The sequence below is a fragment of the Paramagnetospirillum caucaseum genome (genome assembly GCF_000342045.1).
GTDB classification, from domain to species: Bacteria; Pseudomonadota; Alphaproteobacteria; order Rhodospirillales; family Magnetospirillaceae; genus Phaeospirillum; species Phaeospirillum caucaseum.
On sequence record NZ_AONQ01000084.1, the window covers coordinates 1 to 16,535 of the forward strand.

The window sequence follows — 16,535 nt, forward strand, 5'->3', positions numbered from 1 at the left end:
CCGACCAGCTGGATGCCATGGTGGCCATCTGCCGCGACGAATTCCGGCTGCCCCTGGCCGGCCTGATGTGCATTCCCCCCGCCGGGGACGACCCCGCCGCCCATTTCCACATGCTGGCCGCCATGGCGGCGCGTCATGGGCTGGCGGTGATCAGCATGGGCATGAGCGGCGATTTCGAGGCCGCCATCGCCGCCGGCGCCACCCATGTGCGGGTGGGGTCGGCCATCTTCGGCCACCGCGCCTGATTATTGCTGTTGCGTAACAGTCCCGGGGGAGGGCTGCCCCAGGCGGGCGCTCTTCTCATACTTGTCCATGGCCTGCATCATGGAGGCCGAGAACCAGTCGCCGGTCTGAGCCTGCTGCACGCCCCCGGCCGGCGCCGCCGAGCCCTCGGCCTGGGCCGCCACCATCTGCTGCGCCATGGCCGCCGAGGCGGCCCGCTGGGCGCTGGGGCGATGGCCGGCCACCGGCGCGTTGGAGCGGTAGCCGGTGCTGGAGATGGTCGTCCCGATGGCCGGCGGCGCCTGGGTGGCGAGCGGGGTGGTGCGGCCGGGAATCGGCATCAGGCGGGGCTCGCGGCCCAGGGGCATGGGCCGGTTGGCGGCGGCCGCCACCTGTGCGGCGGCATCGGTGGCGGGCTGGGGCGCCGCGGCGGCGACCGGAACGGCTGCGGGCTGAACGGTGGCGGTGGGGGACCGGACATCCCCGCCCACCAGATCGGACATGATCAGCGGCTTGGCCTGGGCGGCTTCGTCCACCTTGGGCTCCGCCGGCTTGGCATCGGCGGCCTGGGGCTCGGCGGCGGCGGCCAGGACCTGACTCTGCTGCGGCATCGAAGCGTCCATCCGCGCCGCCTGGGCCACCGGGGCCGGCGCCTTTTCCTCCGCCGAGGCCAGGGCGGTGCCGGTGCCGGTGGCGGCCGGGTCGTCGTCGCGGAACAGGGCCAGCACATGGCCGCCGACATCGTGGCCGGTGGATTCCTCCAAGACGCAATTGGCGGCCGAGGCGAGCAGGCCCAGCGGCCCGCCGAACAAGGTGCCGCCGACCAGCCGGGCGGCCACGCCGATCTTGTCGCCGGTGATTTCCCGGTAGAGGTTATTGACCAGCGGAATGTGCTGCAGCGGGTTGATGACGTCGAGAAAGTCCAGGAACGACGGTTCCTCGTCGCCCTCGGCGAACATGGACAGCTGCTTGGCATCGGGGGAATTGGCGACCTTCGAGGCTTCCGCCGCCGTTACCGCGTTCTCGCTGGACAAGGCCGGCACCAGCGAATCCGGTAGGCCGGGCAGCTGGTAGGAAGACACGGTGGAAAGCGACATGGCGCACCTCGGATGAAGGACGCCATCCTTCTTGCAACCATAATGCCAGTTTTATCGCATTGAATTTATTTGATTTTCCCTGATATCGGCCCGGCAGAAGCCGTCATAGGGCAAAAACCGGACGGCAAATCCTGCCGGGGAGACGGCTAGAACAGGTGGCCGCTGCGCGTCGCCTTGGTGCGCAGGTAGCCCTGGTTGTGGTCGTTTGAGGGGAAGACGTGCGGCACCCGCTCGGTCACCTCGACGCCATGGCGGGCCAGGGCATCGACCTTCAGGGGATTGTTGGTGAGCAGTCGCACCCGGCCGATTCCCAGCAACCGCAGCATCTGGGCGGCGGGCAGATAGATGCGCTCGTCGTCGTCGAAGCCCAGCTGCAGATTGGCGTCCAGGGTATCGAAGCCGTCGTCCTGCAGCTGATAGGCCCGCAGCTTGTTGACCAGCCCGATGCCCCGGCCCTCCTGGGCGAGATAGAGCAGCACGCCGCTGCCGGTCTGGGCGATCTCGGCGATGGCGCCCCTCAACTGGTCGCCGCAATCGCAGCGCAACGATCCCAGCAGGTCGCCGGTGAAGCATTCGGAATGCAGCCGGGCCAGCACCGGCTGGTCGGGATCGGGGTCGCCGATGACGATGGCCAGATGCTCGATGCCGCCATCGGAGGGACGGAAGGCGACGATGCGGGCGGTCTCGGCGTTTTCCAGCGGCACGCGGGCCTGACTGACCTGACGCAGAGAGCGTGCCGCGTTCTCCTGGTAGGAGGTGATTTCCGCCGCCGCCACCCGCACCGCTCCGGCGGGAACGGCCAGGGCCGGAGCCAGCACCGCCGCCGGCAGCAGCCGGGCCAGCTTGGCCAGCGCCACGCACGCCTCGTCCAGGCCGCCGGCGCGGCGGGCATCCAGGGTCGAGAAGACCGGCATGGGCAGCGAGCGGGCGCCGGGATCGGCCAGCCAGGCAATCGTTGCCGCATCGAAACCGTTCTTCGGGGTCACGCGGAACACCCCGGCCTCGGTGTCGCCCAGGCCCAGCGCCCCGGCGCGGCGTCCGGTCAGCGCCAGCAGGACGTCCGAGCCGGCGGCGGCGGCCAGCAGGGTCAGGCTTTCATCGGATACCGCCTCGGCGGCCATCATCAGCGCCGATCCGCCGGCATGCTCGACCAGCACCAATCCGCCACGACGCAATTCCCCGACGGCGCGATCGACCGCGATGAGGGAGGGAGCTGCCGCCGCTTCCGGCTTGGGGGTGGTATCGAGGCTTCGGGTCATGGACAGGCTTCGTTTTTCGGCCGGCCGGAACCATACAGCCTTTAAAACGGAAAAGCCAATCCGTCTGATCCCGTCCCTCCCCTGCCATCGCCAGGACATAAAGCCATGTGATATAGGATGGCAGTCGGAAAGGCCGCACATGACCGCAACACCCCGCATCCTTCTCGCCATCGCCGACCCCCTGCTGCGGCGGAGCGTCGCCGACCACCTGCGCCAGACGGCGGGCTGGGCGGTGGCCGAGGCCGCCGATTCCGCCGAACTCCTGGCCTGCGCCGGAGAGCACGACCTGGCGGTGGTCGACGAGATCCTGGACGGCCCGGCCCTGTGCCTCAGGCTGCGCGAGGCCGGGCTCAACCTGCCCATGCTGCTGCTGGGGGCCGTTTCCACCGCCCGCTGCTGCGGTATCGAGGCGGTGGTCGCCAAGCCGCTGCGCCTGCCCGTCCTGGCCTCGCGCATCCGCGACGTCCTCGCCCGCCCCCCCGGAATCAGCATCGGCCGCTGGCGTTTCGACGAAAGCCGTTCGGTGCTGGATGGCGACAGCGGCGCCCTGGTCCGCCTCACCGCCAAGGAAACCGCCATCCTGGGCCGCCTTCACCGTGCCGCCGGACAGGTGGTGGCCCGCGAGACCCTGCTGGGCGAGGTCTGGGGCTATGGCGCCGAGATCGACACCCATACCCTGGAGACCCACATCTACAAGCTGCGCCGCAAACTGGGCAGCGGCGTGCTGGTCAGCGAGAACGGCGGGTACCGGTTGGCGGACGCCCCCTGAGGTTCACGCCCGCTTTGTCCTACAGGTCGAAATCCACCATCACCGGCACATGGTCGGAGGGCTGGGTCCAGGCACGGGCCTCGCGCGCCACCAGGGCCGACCGCAAGGCCGGGGCCAGGGCCGGAGTCACCCAGACATGGTCCAGGCGGCGGCCGCGGTCGTTCTTCTGCCAGTCGGGCGAGCGGTAGCTCCACCAGGTGAACAGTTTCTCTTCGGGCGGCACGAAGTGGCGCACCGCATCGACGAAGGGCACCGAGGCCTGGAAGGCGTTCAGGAGTTCCACCTCGACCGGAGTATGGCTGACCACCTTGAGCAATTGCCTGTGCGACCACACGTCGCTCTCCAGCGGCGCGATGTTGAAGTCGCCGGCCAGGATCGCCTTGGACTCCGGGGTGAACGCGGCGGCGGCCCAAGCGGTGATCTCGCGCACGAAATCCAGCTTGTGGGCAAACTTGTCGTTGATCTCGGGGTCGGGAACGTCGCCGCCCGCCGGAATATAGAGGCAGTGCACCTCTACCCCGTTCTCGAGGCGCGCCATCAGATGGCGGCGGTCGTCGCGGCCGCAGCGCGACAGCGGCCGCACCTCGGCCAGGGGCAGGCGGGACAGGATGGCCACCCCGTTGTAGCCCTTCATGCCGTGGAAGGCGACATGCCCGAAGCCCATGCTCCGGCACTCGTCCAGGGGAAACAGCGGGTCGTCGACCTTGATCTCCTGCAGACAGACGATGTCGGGGCTCATCACCGCCGCCACCTGCCGCAGAAGGTCGATGCGCAGGCGGATTGAATTGATGTTCCAGGTGACGAGACGCAAGACGAGGCTACTCCGGCGTAATCGGGAAGAGATGAATTCCGACGAGCCCTTAAGGCGAGGAGGCAAGGACCGGCCGGCTTCGCCGGCAGATTTATTCTACACGCGCTTTCGCGCGGGCGCCCGCCGCGGCTTATGCCGCGAGAGCCAAGGGTTTCGTGGAAACCCGCCCGGCGATTGAGGGGCAAAATACACGAAAAGGGCGCCCGGTCAGGGGGGTAACCGGGCGCCCTATTGCTCCGTGAGGAGCGCGGGGTGGCAGGGGAAACCAACCCCGCAGGGCCGGACCATTGCAGTCGCGGCCGTGCTCCTTGGAATCTGGGGTGCCGCCCCTCCCTTCACAGGTACGCCATACGCATGGCGGCCATGCGCATGATGCATGGCTCAATTGCCGGTGTTGAGGGTCGGCGCGGTGAACTTGGGATTCTTGAACTCGAACAGCTTGGAATCGAGGGAGAGCCCGGCCTGGGCCTGATACAGCGACACGGTGGTCACCTGGTGCTGGGCGTCCTTGACCTGCCACTGGCGCAGCGCGAAGGGCTTGTCGGAGAACACCAGGGTGATTTCGCCGGCGGCGGGGTCGTCGGCCTCGACCATGGAGATACGCACCACGCCGGGCAGGCGGACCACCCGCGTCACGTTCACGTCGCCACCGTCCAGCTTAAGGCCGGGACGGACCAGGATGCCGGCCGGGGTCGAGCCCAGCGGGATGTAGCTGGGCTCGCCCAGCTGGCTGTCATGGACGATCAGGAAGGTGCCGTCGGCCACCACCAACAGCGGGCTGGGCGGATCGTATTGCAGCCGCAGCCGGCCCGGCCGCGACAGATAGGCATCGCCCTCGACGGAGGCGCCGTTGGGCGACACCTGGAGGAAGCGGGCCTTCAGGGTGGTGACGCCGTTGAGGTATTCCTCGGCGCGGGCGATGTCGGCCTTGTCCTGGGCCGACAGCGGGGTGCGCGCCGGCGGAGCGGCCTGGGCCACCGTCACAACCAGCCCGAAAAGCGCCGACAGCGCCCAAAGTCCAATGCGTCTCATCGCCATCCGTTCCATTCGTCGGAAGAACCACCAAGGCTCCCGGATTGTGGAGAAAATGTGGTCCCTAATACTCGACCCCGGTGCGGGCCAGAACCTCGCGCTTGCCCACATGGTTGGGCTTGCCCACCACGCCTTCCGATTCCATGCGCTCGATCAGGCGGGCGGCGCGGTTGTAGCCGATCTGCAGGTGGCGCTGCACGAAGGAGGTCGAGGCCTTGTTCTCGCGGCAGACCAGGGCCACCGCCTGATCGTAGAGATCGTCGCCCGAGCCGCCACCGCCCTCGGCCCCGCCCAGGCCGAATTCACCCTGCTCCTCCTCGGTGACCGCCTCCACGTAGGAGGGCTCGCCCTGGGAGCGCAGGTGGTCCACCACCTTTTCCACCTCCTCGTCGGAGACGAAGGGGCCGTGCACGCGGGTCACCCGCCCGCCCGACGCCATGTACAGCATGTCGCCCTGGCCCAGCAGCTGCTCGGCCCCCTGCTCGCCCAGGATGGTGCGGCTGTCGATCTTGCTGGTCACCTGGAACGAGATGCGGGTGGGGAAATTGGCCTTGATGGTGCCGGTGATGACGTCCACCGACGGGCGCTGGGTGGCCATCAGGATGTGGATGCCGGCGGCGCGGGCCATCTGGGCCAGACGCTGGACGGCGGCCTCGATGTCCTTGCCCGCCACCAGCATCAGGTCGGCCATCTCGTCGACGATGACCACGATGAAGGGCAGCGGCTCGAGCGCCAGGGTCTGCTCCTCGTAGAGCGGCTTGCCGGTGTCGGGGTCGAAGCCGGTCTGCACCGTGCGGGTCAACACCTCGCCGCGGTCGCGGGCCTCGGCCAGGCGGTGGTTGTAGCCGGCGATGTTGCGCACGCCGAGCTGGCTCATGGCGCGGTAGCGGTCTTCCATCTCGCGCACCGCCCATTTCAGCGCCACCACCGCCTTGCCCGGCTCGGTGACCACCGGGGCCAGCAGATGGGGAATACCGTCATAGACGGAGAGTTCCAGCATCTTGGGATCGATCATGATGATGCGGCACTCTTCCGGAGTCAGGCGGTAGAGCAGCGACAGGATCATGGTGTTGATGGCCACCGACTTGCCCGAGCCGGTGGTGCCGGCGATCAGCAGATGCGGCATGCGGGCGAGATCGACCATCACCGGCGCGCCGCCGATATCCTTGCCCAGCACCAGGGTCAGCTTGGCCGAGGCCTTCTCGAACTGCTCGGCGGCCAGCAATTCGCGCAGGTAGACGGTCTCGCGCTTCTGGTTGGGCAGCTCGATGCCGATGACGCTGCGCCCCGGCACCGTGGCGATGCGCACCGAAAGGGCGCTCATGGAGCGCGCGATGTCGTCGGCCAGGCCGATCACCCGGCTGGTCTTGGTGCCGGGCGCCGGCTCCAGCTCGTACAGCGTCACCACCGGACCGGGGCGGACCTTGACCACCTTGCCGTTGACGCCGAAATCGGACAGCACCTCTTCCAGCAGGCGGGCGTTCTGGGCCAGGCCGTCCTGGTTGATGCGGGTCTGCCCCTGGTCGGGCGCCGGGGCCAGCAGGGTCAGCGGCGGCAGCTGGTAGCCCGATCCGGGCGGCGGCGCGCCGAGATCGAGGGTACCCTGGCGGGCGGCGCGCTCGCGCTTGCCCGGCGTGACCGGCGGACGCTTGGGCTGGACCAGGGAGCCGGTGGACCGGGCCGGCTCGTCGGCGGTGTCGAGGGGCGGCGGCACGAAGGGATCGTCGTCGTCGTCATCATCAGGCGGCAGCGGCGACACCAGCGGCTCGGCGCGGGCCGGCACCGGGCGCAGCACCGGGTCCACCCGGCGGATGCCGGGCTCGGGCTCGGCGAAGGGATGGGCGCGCAAGGCCGAGGCCGCCTGGCCGGCGGCGCTGGCCATGTCCAGAGAGCGCCGGCCCAGCCCGGCCCATTCGGCGCCGGTCAGGCCCAGCACGAACACCGCCGCCGCCACGGCGACCAGCAGGGCGGCGGGGCCGGCGATCCAGGCGAATTCGGGGGGCAGCAGCAGGCCGAGCCCCTTGACCAGCAGCAATCCCAGGGCGCCGCCGGGACCGGCGGGCAGCCAGGGCATGGCGGGCAGCGGCAGCGCCGCCAGGGCCAGCCCCCACAGCACCATGGTGGGCGGCAGGAGCATCAGGCGCACCACCCAGCGGCCGGGCAGCCGCACCCGGATCAGCACCAGCAGGCCCCACACCCCCCAGGTCAGCACCAGGACGGCGCCGCCCCAGCCCACCGCCTGGAACAGGAAATCGGCGAACCAGGCGCCGGGACGGCCCAGCGCGTTGACCACCGGGCCGCTGGCGGCGGTGTCGAAGCTGGGATCATGGGGATCGGCGGTGACCAGGGCGGCCATGCCCGCCGCGCCCAGGACCAGCAGGGCCAGCCCGCCCGCCTGGGTCAGGCGGCGGCACAGGAAGTCCACGGTTCCACGCGGCAGGAACCCGCCGGAGGGCATGGTCTTGCGCGATGGAGCCGCCATTCTTCTCCTACCCTCCCAAAATCTCGCCCAGGCGGACCAGCGCGCCTTCCGTGATGGCCAGGTCGTGGACCAGGGCGACACGGATGAAGCGGCTGCCGGGATTGCCCTCCTCGGAATCCTCGGCGGCGAGATAGGCGCCGGGCAGCACCCGGATATTGCCTTCACGCCACAGCCTGACCGCCGCCGCCTCGCCGTCGCCCACGTCCAGCCACAGGAAGAAGCCGCCTTCCGGCCGGGTGAAGCCGAAGCGGCCGCCGAGGATGCGCTCGGCTGCGTCCAGCTTGGCGCGGTAAAGGGCGGCGCTTTCGTTCACATGCGCCTCGTCGCGCCACAGGGCGCTGGCCGCCGCGGCGATGGGCAGCGGCGTGGCGGCGCCGCCATAGGAGCGCAGGCGGGCGAAAGCATGGATCACCCGCTCGTCACCCACCACGATTCCCGACCGCAGGCCGGGCACGCTAGACCGTTTTGATAGCGAATTGAACATCAGGACGTTGGCCAGCCCCTCGCCCAAAGCGGCGCAGGTGGCCAGCACGCCGGGCGGCGGCGCCTTGTCCCAGATCTCGGAATAGCATTCGTCCACCGCCAGCACGAAGCCGTGACGCCGCGCCGTCTGGACCTGGCGCTCCAGCAGGGCGGCATCGGCCACCGTGCCTTGCGGATTGGCCGGGGAGCAGATATAGGCCAGGGCCGTGCGGTCCAGCAGGTCGGGCGGCAGGGTGGAGTAATCGGGCTGACTGGCCGGACCGTCGGCGCCGGGCACGAAGACCGGATCGGCCCCGGCCATCACCGCCGCGCCGGCATAGACCTGATAGAACGGGTTGGGCAGCAGCACCAGGGGCCGCCCGCCCTGGCGGTCGCCGCATACCGCCTGGGCGATCAGATAGAGCGCCTCGCGGGTGCCGGCCACCGGCAGGATGGCCTTTTCGGCATCGATCAGCCCCTCGGGCAGGTGATAGCGCCGCGCCGCCCACCCGGCCACCGCCTGGCGCAGTTCGGCCGAGCCGTTGGCCGGCGGATACTTGCCCCACAGCGCCGCGTTGGCGGCCAGGATCTCCGCCACCATGGAAGGCGGCCTGTGCTGGGGCTCGCCGATGGACATGACGATGGAATCCGGCCGGGCCGGAGCGCCCAGCAGCTTGGCCAGCCGGGCGAAGGGATAATCGGGCAGGCCGTCGAGACGGGCGTCGAGATGGGGGGCGATGGTCATGTCTTCTGCGCGGATGGAGGCAAACGTTGGTGGAACATTCATTACCTCAATTTGCCTTCCGGCCCAAAGAGAAAGGGTACCGGCTGCGAGGCGGCCGGCTAGGCCCAAGGGGCCGCGCGCCTTATGGCGCGGAAGCCAAGGGTTTCGAAAGAAACCCGCCCGGCGACTGAGGGACAAACAAAGAGAAAGGGCGCCGGGTTGCCCCGGCGCCCTCCTCTTGCCCCTTTCCCGCGGCGACGGGCGGAGGCTTCGAGGATCAGTGGACGGTCTCGCCGTGCAGCGCGATGTCGAGACCCTCGCGCTCCTCCTCGGCGGTGACCCGCAGGCCCATGACCATGTCGATGGCCTTGAGCAGGATGAACGACACCACGGCGGTGTAGACGCCGGTGATCAGCACGCCATAGACCTGGGTCATCACCTGGCCGGCATTGCCTTCCAGCAGGCCGGCGGTGCCGCCGATGCTCTCGACCGCGAACACGCCGGTCAGGATGGCGCCGACGATGCCGCCGATGCCGTGCACGCCGAAGGCGTCGAGCGAGTCGTCGTACTTCAGGGCATGCTTGAGGCCGGTGGCGCCCCAGTAGCAGACCACGCCGGCGATCAGGCCGATGACCAGGGCGCCCTTGACGTCCACGAAGCCGGCGGCGGGGGTGATGGCGACCAGACCGGCCACGGCGCCCGAGACGATGCCGAGAGCGGAGGGCTTCTTGCGCAGCAGCCACTCGGCGAACATCCACGACACGGCGGCGGCGGCGGCACCCACCTGGGTGACGGCCATGGCCATGCCGGCACGGCCGTCGGCGGCCACGGCGGAACCGGCGTTGAAGCCGAACCAGCCCACCCACAGCAGCGAGGCGCCGATCATGGACAGCGACAGGTTATGGGGCGCCATGTTGTCGGTGCCGTAGCCCTTGCGCGGGCCGATGACCAGGCAGGCGACCAGGCCGGCGATGCCGGCGTTGATGTGCACCACGGTGCCGCCGGCGAAGTCCAGCACGCCCATGGCGCCCAGGAAGCCGATGGCGGCGCCCTTCTCGTCCATCATCCACACCCAGTGGCAGATGGGGGCGTAGACCACCAGCAGCCACAGGGTCATGAACACCAGCATGGAGGAGAACTTCATGCGGTCGGCGAAGGCGCCGGTGATCAGGGCCGGGGTGATGATGGCGAAAGTCATCTGGAACATCATGAAGACCGATTCGGGGAAGGCGTTGGGCAACGCCAGGGAACCCTTTTCCAGGCCGGACAGCAGGACGCGGTCGAAGCCGCCGATGAACGGGCTGGTGCCGGTGAAGGCCAGGGAGTAGCCGACGATGACCCACAGCAGGGTGATGACGCAGGTGATGGCGAAGCTCTGCATCATGGTGCCCAGCAGGTTCTTCTTGCGCACCATGCCGGCATAGAACAGCGCCAGGCCGGGAATGGTCATCAGCAGCACCAGGGCGGTGGAGGTGAGCATCCAGGCGGTATTGCCGGTATCCAGCACCACCGGAGCGGCGGCAGCGGCCGGAGCGGCGGCCTCCTCGGCGCCCGCCACCGAGGCGAGAAGCGCGAGGCCGAGCGCGGGGCCTACGCCTAACAGGACGGACTTCAAACGATTGCTCATGGTTACCCCCGAAGCGGCTCAGCGAATGAACGGTTTGATCGGCCTTTGGTGATCCTCAGGCGCGATCGGCTGTCCCTCCAGTAACAAGAACCGTGCCAACTGCCCGGAAGCCTGGATTTCCGCGATTCCGATCCGTACCCGACGCGAACGCCTTTCCGCCGGCGGCTTCCGTGGTGAAGTTTTAGGCAGCCCTATCGGGTGGTGGTCAAAATTTGTGCTGCGGCAATATTGTGCGGCGAATACTTCAATGGACGGTGCGGCCCCCGGCCAAGCGGCAAAACAAAAGCCCGGAAGGATTGGGCCTTCCGGGCTTCGAGGGCTTGCACCGCTGGGCAGAAATGTCAGAGCGCTTCCGCGTTGCTTTCGCCGGTGCGGATGCGGTAGGCCTGCTGGATCTCGGTGACGAACACCTTGCCGTCGCCGATCTTGCCGGTCCGGGCGGCGGTCTGGATGGCTTCCACCACCCGGTCGACGAGATCGTCGTTGACGGCGACCTCGATCTTCACCTTGGGCAGGAAGTTCACCACGTATTCGGCACCGCGATAGATTTCGGTTTGGCCCTTCTGGCGGCCGAAGCCCTTGACTTCGCTCACGGTCAAGCCCTGGACGCCGAGCGGCGTCAGGGCCTCGCGAACCTCGTCGAGCTTGAAGGGCTTGATGATGGCCATGATCAGCTTCATCTTGGGGTCCCCATGCAATTCCAGGGATCCGTCATTCCGGTGCGGAGTCCGCCGATGACCTGGCGGGCCGGAAAAACGGATCACGGTTGATCGGTCGCAAGCCTTCTTGCGAATGTTCCGCTGCCCCTTCCCATTCAAGCGGCATGCCGGAATCCGCCCTTCACATGAAATTGGTGGAAAATACCGCTTTGCCAAGGTGTTGGGCCCGACCGGCGGCGATAGACCGCTCGAATCCTGGGCGGCTTTTCCACCCTTTTGCCTGTTTCCTCGGCGTTTTGCCCGCCATCACCCATCTTGCACCGGCCGGCCGGGGGTGGCAGAACAAGTCTCATGAGCACGTCATCTCCCCTGCGCGTCGATGTCCTGATCAATGGCGGCGGCCCGGTCGGCGCCCTGCTGGCCTGCGTCCTGGGCGGCGCCGGCATCCGGGTGGCGGTGGTCGAGGCGGCGCCGCCCGAGGCCCTGGCCCGCCCCGGCACCGACGCCAGGGCCATCGCCATCGCCTATACGGCGCGCAAGGTGATCGCCGCCGCCGGCGCCTGGACGGGCATGCGGGACGAGGCCGGCGAGATCCTGGACATCCGAGTCACCGACGATGCCTCGCCGCTGTTCCTGCATTACGACCACCTGGACATGGGCGATGCCCCCCTGGGCTGGATCGTCCCCAACCCGGCCATCCGCCGCGAATTGCTGGCCGCCCTGGGCCGCACGCCTTCGGTCAGCCTGCTGGCCCCGGCGCGGCTCAAGCGCCTGGAGCGCCTGCCCCACCGGGTCGAGGCCGAGCTGGAGGACGGCCGGGTGGTGCATGCCGCCCTGGCGGTGGCCGCCGACGGGCGCGGCTCCCTGCTGCGGACCCAGGCGGGCATCAAGGTGACGCGGCGCGATTACCGCCAGAGCGGCATCGTCTGCATCATGGCGCACGAGACGCCCCATCGCGGCATCGCCCACGAGCGCTTCCTGCCCGCCGGCCCCTTCGCCATCCTGCCCCTGGCGGGAAACCGCAGCGGTATCGTATGGACCGAGGCATGCGGCGTGGCCGCCGCCATCTGCGGCCAGGACGACGCCGCCTTTCGCGACGAGTTGGCCGCCAAGGTCGGCGGTTTTCTCGGCGACATCCGGCTGGAAGGCCGGCGCTTCCACCACCCCCTCACCCTGCAATTCACCGAACGGATGGTCGATCACCGCCTCGCCCTGATCGGCGATGCCGCCCACGGCATGCATCCCATCGCCGGCCAGGGCATGAACATGGGCATCCGCGACGTGGCCGCCCTGGCCGAGGTCATCGCCGATTCGCTCCGCCTCGGCCTCGATCCCGGCGGACCCGACGTCCTCGAGCGCTATCAGCGCTGGCGGCGCTTCGACACCATGCTGATGCTGGGCGTCACCGACGGGCTCGACCGCCTGTTCTCCAACCATATGGGACCGCTGAAGCACGCCCGCCGCCTCGGCCTGGCCGGGGTGAACCAGCTCGGCCCCGCCAAGCGCTTCTTCATGCGCCATGCCATGGGCCTGGTGGGCGATCTGCCCCGCCTGATGAAGGGCGAGCGACTTTAGGATCGATATTCAGGGAATTCGGCCGACTTTGGGGCAGAACCCCTTTCTGCAAGAAATTTCAGCCACAGATAAACACAGATGAATTGAGAAACTTCCTTATCTGTGTCCCGCGCAGCGGGAATCTGTGTTCATCTGTGGCTCATTTCCTGGCCTATCCACCTGAATGTCGAATTTCATCAGGCCACCACCGCCGCGGCCTTGGCGCCCAGGGCCTTCAGGGCGTCGGCGGGCGACAGGTGGACCTGCACGCCACGGCCGCCGCCGTTGATGAACACCCTGGGATGGGAGAGCGCGGCCTCCTCCATCACCGTGGGCACGGCGCGTTTCTGACCGAAGGGCGAGATGCCGCCCACCACGTAGCCGGTGGCGCGCTCGGCGTCGGTCGGCTTCATCATCCGGACCGACTTGGCCCCCAGGGCGGCGGCCAGCTTCTTCATGGAGACCTCGCAATCCGAGGGCGCCACCACGCAGGCCGGCTTGCCGTCGGCCAGCACCATCAGGTTCTTCAGCACCGTGCCGGGGGGGACGCCCAGGGCCTCGGCCGCCTGCATCCCCACCTTGTCGGCATTGCCGTCATACTCGTAAAGGCGGACCTCGTAGGCGACGCCCGCCGTGTCGAGCGCCTGGGTCGCCCGCGTCGTCTTCGACATGGGAGCGGCTTCAGCCGCAGCCGCAACCGCCGCCGCCCGACTTGGCCCCGCCGCCCCCGCCGCAGCCGTGGGCCTTGGGCGGCGGCGCCTTGGACAGCGCCGGATCGCGCGACAGGCCCAGCGCCTCCAGCTCGGCCAGGTAATCGGCCCAGATGGCATCCTGGCCGGCGCCGAGCGCGTAGAGGTAATCCCACGAATAGATGCCGGAATCGTGCAGGTCGTCGAACACCAGCTTGACGGCGTAATTGCCCACCGGCTCGACACCGATGATGCCCACATGCATGCGGCCGGAAACCAGCTGCTTCTGGTCGGGGGAATGGCCCTGGACCTCGGCGCTTGGGCTTTCCACCCGCAGCAGCTCGGCGGGCAGCACGAAGGTCTTGCCGTCGGAGAAGGCGACGCGCAGGGTGCGGGCCGCCTTGTCGACCTTGATTTCCTCGGGCCAGGGACGTTCGGCGGGAATGGTCATCGTGCGTCTCCCTCGGTGGAACGGGCCTCGTCCACCAGCATGATCGGAATGCCGTCGCGGATGGGATAGGCCAGGCCGCCCTTGTCGTCGATCAGCTCCTGGGCGGCCGCGTCGTAGCGCAGCGGCGCATGGGTGCCGGGGGCCACCAGGATATCCAGCAGCTTGGTGTCGAAGGCCGAAACACGCTCGGGCATTGAAACCGCTCCTAATGTATCGAGGAACCGCCGGTTTCGTTCAGCAGTTCCCGTTGGATCAAGGTGGTCATCAGCCGGCAACGCTCGGCATGGCTGTCGGCCTCCAGCAGGGCCTGCTTCTCCGCCGGTGCGAAGGGGCAGGCCATGGCCAGACGGACCGAGAGATCGGCGTCGTCGGCCTTTTCCAATTGGGCAATGTCGGCCGACATGCCAAGCCCCCCCAGATAGGCGCGCACGATGGACAGCAGGGCACGGCGATCCACCGGGCCGCTGTCGCTGCCGTCCAGATCGGCGGCATAGGGGAGATAGTCGGTCAGCACCCGGCGGTACCCGGCGCGGCCCTCGACCTCGCCGGCCAGACGGAAGCGGCAGAGGCCGGTGGCGGTGATCAGGTAGCGGCCGTCGCCGGTCTCGCCGAAGGCGGTGATGCGCGCCAGGCAGCCGGCGTCATAGAGACCGGAGACCACGCCGGCCTTGTCCCTGTCGTCGCGCGGCTGGACCAGGGCGAACAGGCGGCCCGCGCCTAAGCAATCGTCGACCATGGCCAGGTAGCGCGGCTCGAACACCATGAACGGGCTGCTGCCCCGGGGCAGCAGGATGGCACCCGACACCGCGAAGACCGGCAGGTCGCGGGGCAGGTCGTCGATACGCAAGGGGCGGTCGGCCTGCATGGTGACCTTACGAGAACAGCAGGGTGGACAGCCGGGCGCGGCCGGATTTGGCCAGGGGATGGGAGAAGCCCAGCACCTCGAAGATCTTGACCAGCTGCTTGCGCGCCGCGTCCTCGTTCCAGGCGCGGTTGCGCCGGAACAGCTCCAGCAACTCGTCCACCGCCGCCTCGACCTCGCCCCCGGCGTAATAGGCCAGGGCCAGATCGTAGCGGGCCTGATGGTCGCCGGCATCGGCGGCCAGACGGCGGCGCAGCTCGGCGGCCTCGCCCACCCCGCCGGCGTGACGGGCCAGTTCCAGGGCGGTGGCCACGGCGGCGATTTCGGCATGGCGGGCCATCTCGGGCGCCAGCCGGCCCAGCATGGCTTCGGCCTGCTCGCTCTGACCCGCCGCCATCAGGCAGCGCAGCAGCCCGGCCATGGCCGGGGCGTTGTCGGGGGCCTCCTGCAGGATCTGCTGAAAGATGCCGGCCGCCGTCTGGGGGTCGCCCTCTTCGAGCACCCGCCTGGCCTCGGCGATGTAATCGTCGATGGTCGGCCCGGCATTGCCGCCGGCGGTCAGAGTCTGGACGAACTGCTTCAGCTGGCCCTCCGACTGCTGACCGGCGAAAGCATCCACCGGACGGCCGCCCTTGAAGGCGTAGACGGTGGGAACCGACTGGATGCGTAACTGCATGGCCAGATCCTGGTTCTTGTCCACATCGACCTTGACCAGGCGCACGGCGCCGCGGGCCTCGCGCACCACCTTTTCCAGGATGGGGCCCAACTGCTTGCAGGTGCCGCTGCCCAGCGCCCAGAAGCTGACGATCACCGGAACCTTCTGCGACATCTCGATGACGTCGGCCACGAAGGTGGCGGTGGTCGTGTCCTTGATCAGGTCGCCCTGGGCGGCTCCGGTGGCGCCGGCGGCTCCCTTGGCGCCGGAATTGAACATCAGGTCCATGGCTGTTTCCGTCCCAATGGTCGCGGGTTTGACCCGCAATAGATGGACCGTTGGCGTCCCTCTGGCAAGTCCAAACCCGGCCGGCGGGGGTTCCGAAAAAAAGGCCGCGAAAAAGTGCTTGCGTCGGCCGATTCTTTTCGTATTATCCGGGCCTCCGACGCCGAGAGGCAGCGGAAACGCCGAACAGAGCGGGCGTAGCTCAGGGGTAGAGCACAACCTTGCCAAGGTTGGGGTCGAGGGTTCGAATCCCTTCGCCCGCTCCAATCGGACCACGAAAAAGGCCGCAGGAAACTGCGGCCTTTCGCGTTTTTGGATCCGATAAAACCGTCAACCGACAGATGCCTGGAGGGTCTCGGTTACTCCGTGGTTACTGGCAGCGTAGAGGCCAAGTGGACCTCATGCGTCTGGGACAGGCTTGAGCAATTCAAGATAGGTGACGCTCAGTGCGGTGGCGATCTCGTAGACAGTCACAACGGTCGGATTACGGCGTCCGCTCTCCAAGCCGCTCAGATACTGCTGAGTAAAGCCTGATGCAGCGGCCAGCTGCTCTTGCGTCAGCCCCCTTTCAATCCTTATCCGTTTGACGTTTTGGCCAACCAGCCTGCGCATGTCCATGCGCCGAGGTCACCCTGGAACGCTCGGAAAGTTTATCCACTATAGTATGTAAATGGTTAGTGGGTTGTGGCAGTCTGCGTTGCGGGATGCGAGCCGGACAGATAAACATGCATGTTGCTGTCATCGATATCGGGAAACCGGGTAAAAACCTTGGCTGGGCTATCGTTGGCCCAGATCCAAGCGAAGGCACGGATATTGATCAATGCCTTGAGAAGTTGGAGAAAGCGCTGAACTCTGGCCCACTAGCTCTTGGCTTTGAAGCTCCGATGTACGTTCC

17 protein-coding genes and 1 tRNA gene are annotated in these 16,535 nt (G+C 68.1%); 4 read left to right on the top strand and 14 right to left on the bottom strand.

Going from position 1 to position 16,535, the window contains the following annotated elements; genetic code table 11:
• Nucleotides 1–245: alanine racemase (locus H261_RS20055; protein ID WP_008621253.1), on the top strand; the 245-nt coding region annotated here is incomplete at its 5' end.
• Here the strand turns inward: H261_RS20055 and H261_RS23575 are convergent.
• Entirely contained in the window at nt 246–1,319 is a 1,074-nt protein-coding gene (locus H261_RS23575; RefSeq protein ID WP_008621255.1) for a hypothetical protein, read from the bottom strand.
• Between the two features lie 146 nt (nt 1,320–1,465).
• Nucleotides 1,466–2,578, bottom strand: a complete 1,113-nt coding sequence (gene ribA, locus H261_RS20065) for a GTP cyclohydrolase II (protein ID WP_008621257.1) — start codon at nt 2,576–2,578, stop codon at nt 1,466–1,468.
• 139 nt (nt 2,579–2,717) lie between these two features.
• On the opposite strand from ribA, the gene H261_RS20070 reads away from it, so the two are divergent.
• Nucleotides 2,718–3,347: a response regulator transcription factor gene (locus H261_RS20070; RefSeq protein ID WP_008621259.1), complete on the top strand. Its 630-nt coding sequence runs from the start codon at nt 2,718–2,720 to the stop codon at nt 3,345–3,347.
• A gap of 19 nt (nt 3,348–3,366) precedes the next feature.
• Here the strand turns inward: H261_RS20070 and H261_RS20075 are convergent, their stop codons facing one another.
• The 6 genes from H261_RS20075 to H261_RS20100 form a co-directional block, all read right to left on the bottom strand.
• Nucleotides 3,367–4,158: an exodeoxyribonuclease III gene (locus H261_RS20075; RefSeq protein ID WP_008621261.1), complete on the bottom strand. Its 792-nt coding sequence runs from the start codon at nt 4,156–4,158 to the stop codon at nt 3,367–3,369.
• Between the two features lie 381 nt (nt 4,159–4,539).
• Nucleotides 4,540–5,190, bottom strand: coding sequence for a LolA family protein (locus tag H261_RS20080; RefSeq protein WP_008621263.1), 651 nt, complete (start codon nt 5,188–5,190; stop codon nt 4,540–4,542).
• Nucleotides 5,191–5,254: 64 nt separating this feature from the next.
• On the bottom strand, nt 5,255–7,672 hold the full coding sequence (locus H261_RS20085) for an FtsK/SpoIIIE family DNA translocase (RefSeq protein WP_008621266.1): 2,418 nt from the start codon (nt 7,670–7,672) through the stop codon (nt 5,255–5,257).
• A 7-nt stretch (nt 7,673–7,679) separates the two neighbouring features.
• Entirely contained in the window at nt 7,680–8,879 is a 1,200-nt protein-coding gene (locus H261_RS20090; RefSeq protein WP_008621268.1) for an aminotransferase class I/II-fold pyridoxal phosphate-dependent enzyme, read from the bottom strand.
• A 256-nt stretch (nt 8,880–9,135) separates the two neighbouring features.
• Nucleotides 9,136–10,485 carry an ammonium transporter gene (locus tag H261_RS20095; RefSeq protein WP_052004346.1) on the bottom strand — a complete coding sequence of 450 codons (1,350 nt, stop codon included), beginning with the start codon at nt 10,483–10,485 and terminating at the stop codon, nt 9,136–9,138.
• Nucleotides 10,486–10,826: 341 nt separating this feature from the next.
• Entirely contained in the window at nt 10,827–11,165 is a 339-nt protein-coding gene (locus tag H261_RS20100; protein WP_008621271.1) for a P-II family nitrogen regulator, read from the bottom strand.
• Between the two features lie 330 nt (nt 11,166–11,495).
• On the opposite strand from H261_RS20100, the gene H261_RS20105 reads away from it, so the two are divergent.
• Nucleotides 11,496–12,719 carry a UbiH/UbiF/VisC/COQ6 family ubiquinone biosynthesis hydroxylase gene (locus H261_RS20105; RefSeq protein ID WP_008621272.1) on the top strand — a complete coding sequence of 408 codons (1,224 nt, stop codon included), beginning with the start codon at nt 11,496–11,498 and terminating at the stop codon, nt 12,717–12,719.
• Nucleotides 12,720–12,895: 176 nt separating this feature from the next.
• On the opposite strand, the gene ybaK is transcribed toward H261_RS20105, so the two are convergent.
• From ybaK to H261_RS20130, 5 genes are read right to left on the bottom strand one after another with little or no spacing between them, the layout of a single operon-like run.
• Nucleotides 12,896–13,369, bottom strand: a complete 474-nt coding sequence (ybaK, locus tag H261_RS20110) for a Cys-tRNA(Pro) deacylase (protein WP_008621273.1) — start codon at nt 13,367–13,369, stop codon at nt 12,896–12,898.
• A gap of 10 nt (nt 13,370–13,379) precedes the next feature.
• A complete protein-coding gene (locus H261_RS20115) occupies nt 13,380–13,838 on the bottom strand; it encodes a gamma-butyrobetaine hydroxylase-like domain-containing protein (RefSeq protein ID WP_008621274.1) in 459 nt (152 codons plus the stop codon).
• A complete protein-coding gene (locus H261_RS20120; RefSeq protein ID WP_008621279.1) occupies nt 13,835–14,032 on the bottom strand; it encodes a Trm112 family protein in 198 nt (65 codons plus the stop codon). The genes H261_RS20115 and H261_RS20120 overlap by 4 nt, the downstream gene beginning before the upstream one ends.
• An 11-nt stretch (nt 14,033–14,043) precedes the next feature.
• Nucleotides 14,044–14,703, bottom strand: a complete 660-nt coding sequence (locus tag H261_RS20125; RefSeq protein WP_008621288.1) for an LON peptidase substrate-binding domain-containing protein — start codon at nt 14,701–14,703, stop codon at nt 14,044–14,046.
• A gap of 7 nt (nt 14,704–14,710) precedes the next feature.
• Nucleotides 14,711–15,643: a thioredoxin family protein gene (locus tag H261_RS20130; RefSeq protein ID WP_008621302.1), complete on the bottom strand. Its 933-nt coding sequence runs from the start codon at nt 15,641–15,643 to the stop codon at nt 14,711–14,713.
• 188 nt (nt 15,644–15,831) lie between these two features.
• Between H261_RS20130 and H261_RS20135 the strand changes: the two genes are divergently transcribed.
• Nucleotides 15,832–15,906: transfer RNA gene (locus H261_RS20135), tRNA-Gly, on the top strand.
• Between the two features lie 133 nt (nt 15,907–16,039).
• On the opposite strand, the gene H261_RS20140 is transcribed toward H261_RS20135, so the two are convergent.
• Entirely contained in the window at nt 16,040–16,258 is a 219-nt protein-coding gene (locus tag H261_RS20140; protein WP_008621303.1) for a helix-turn-helix domain-containing protein, read from the bottom strand.
• Nucleotides 16,259–16,535 lie beyond the last annotated feature (277 nt).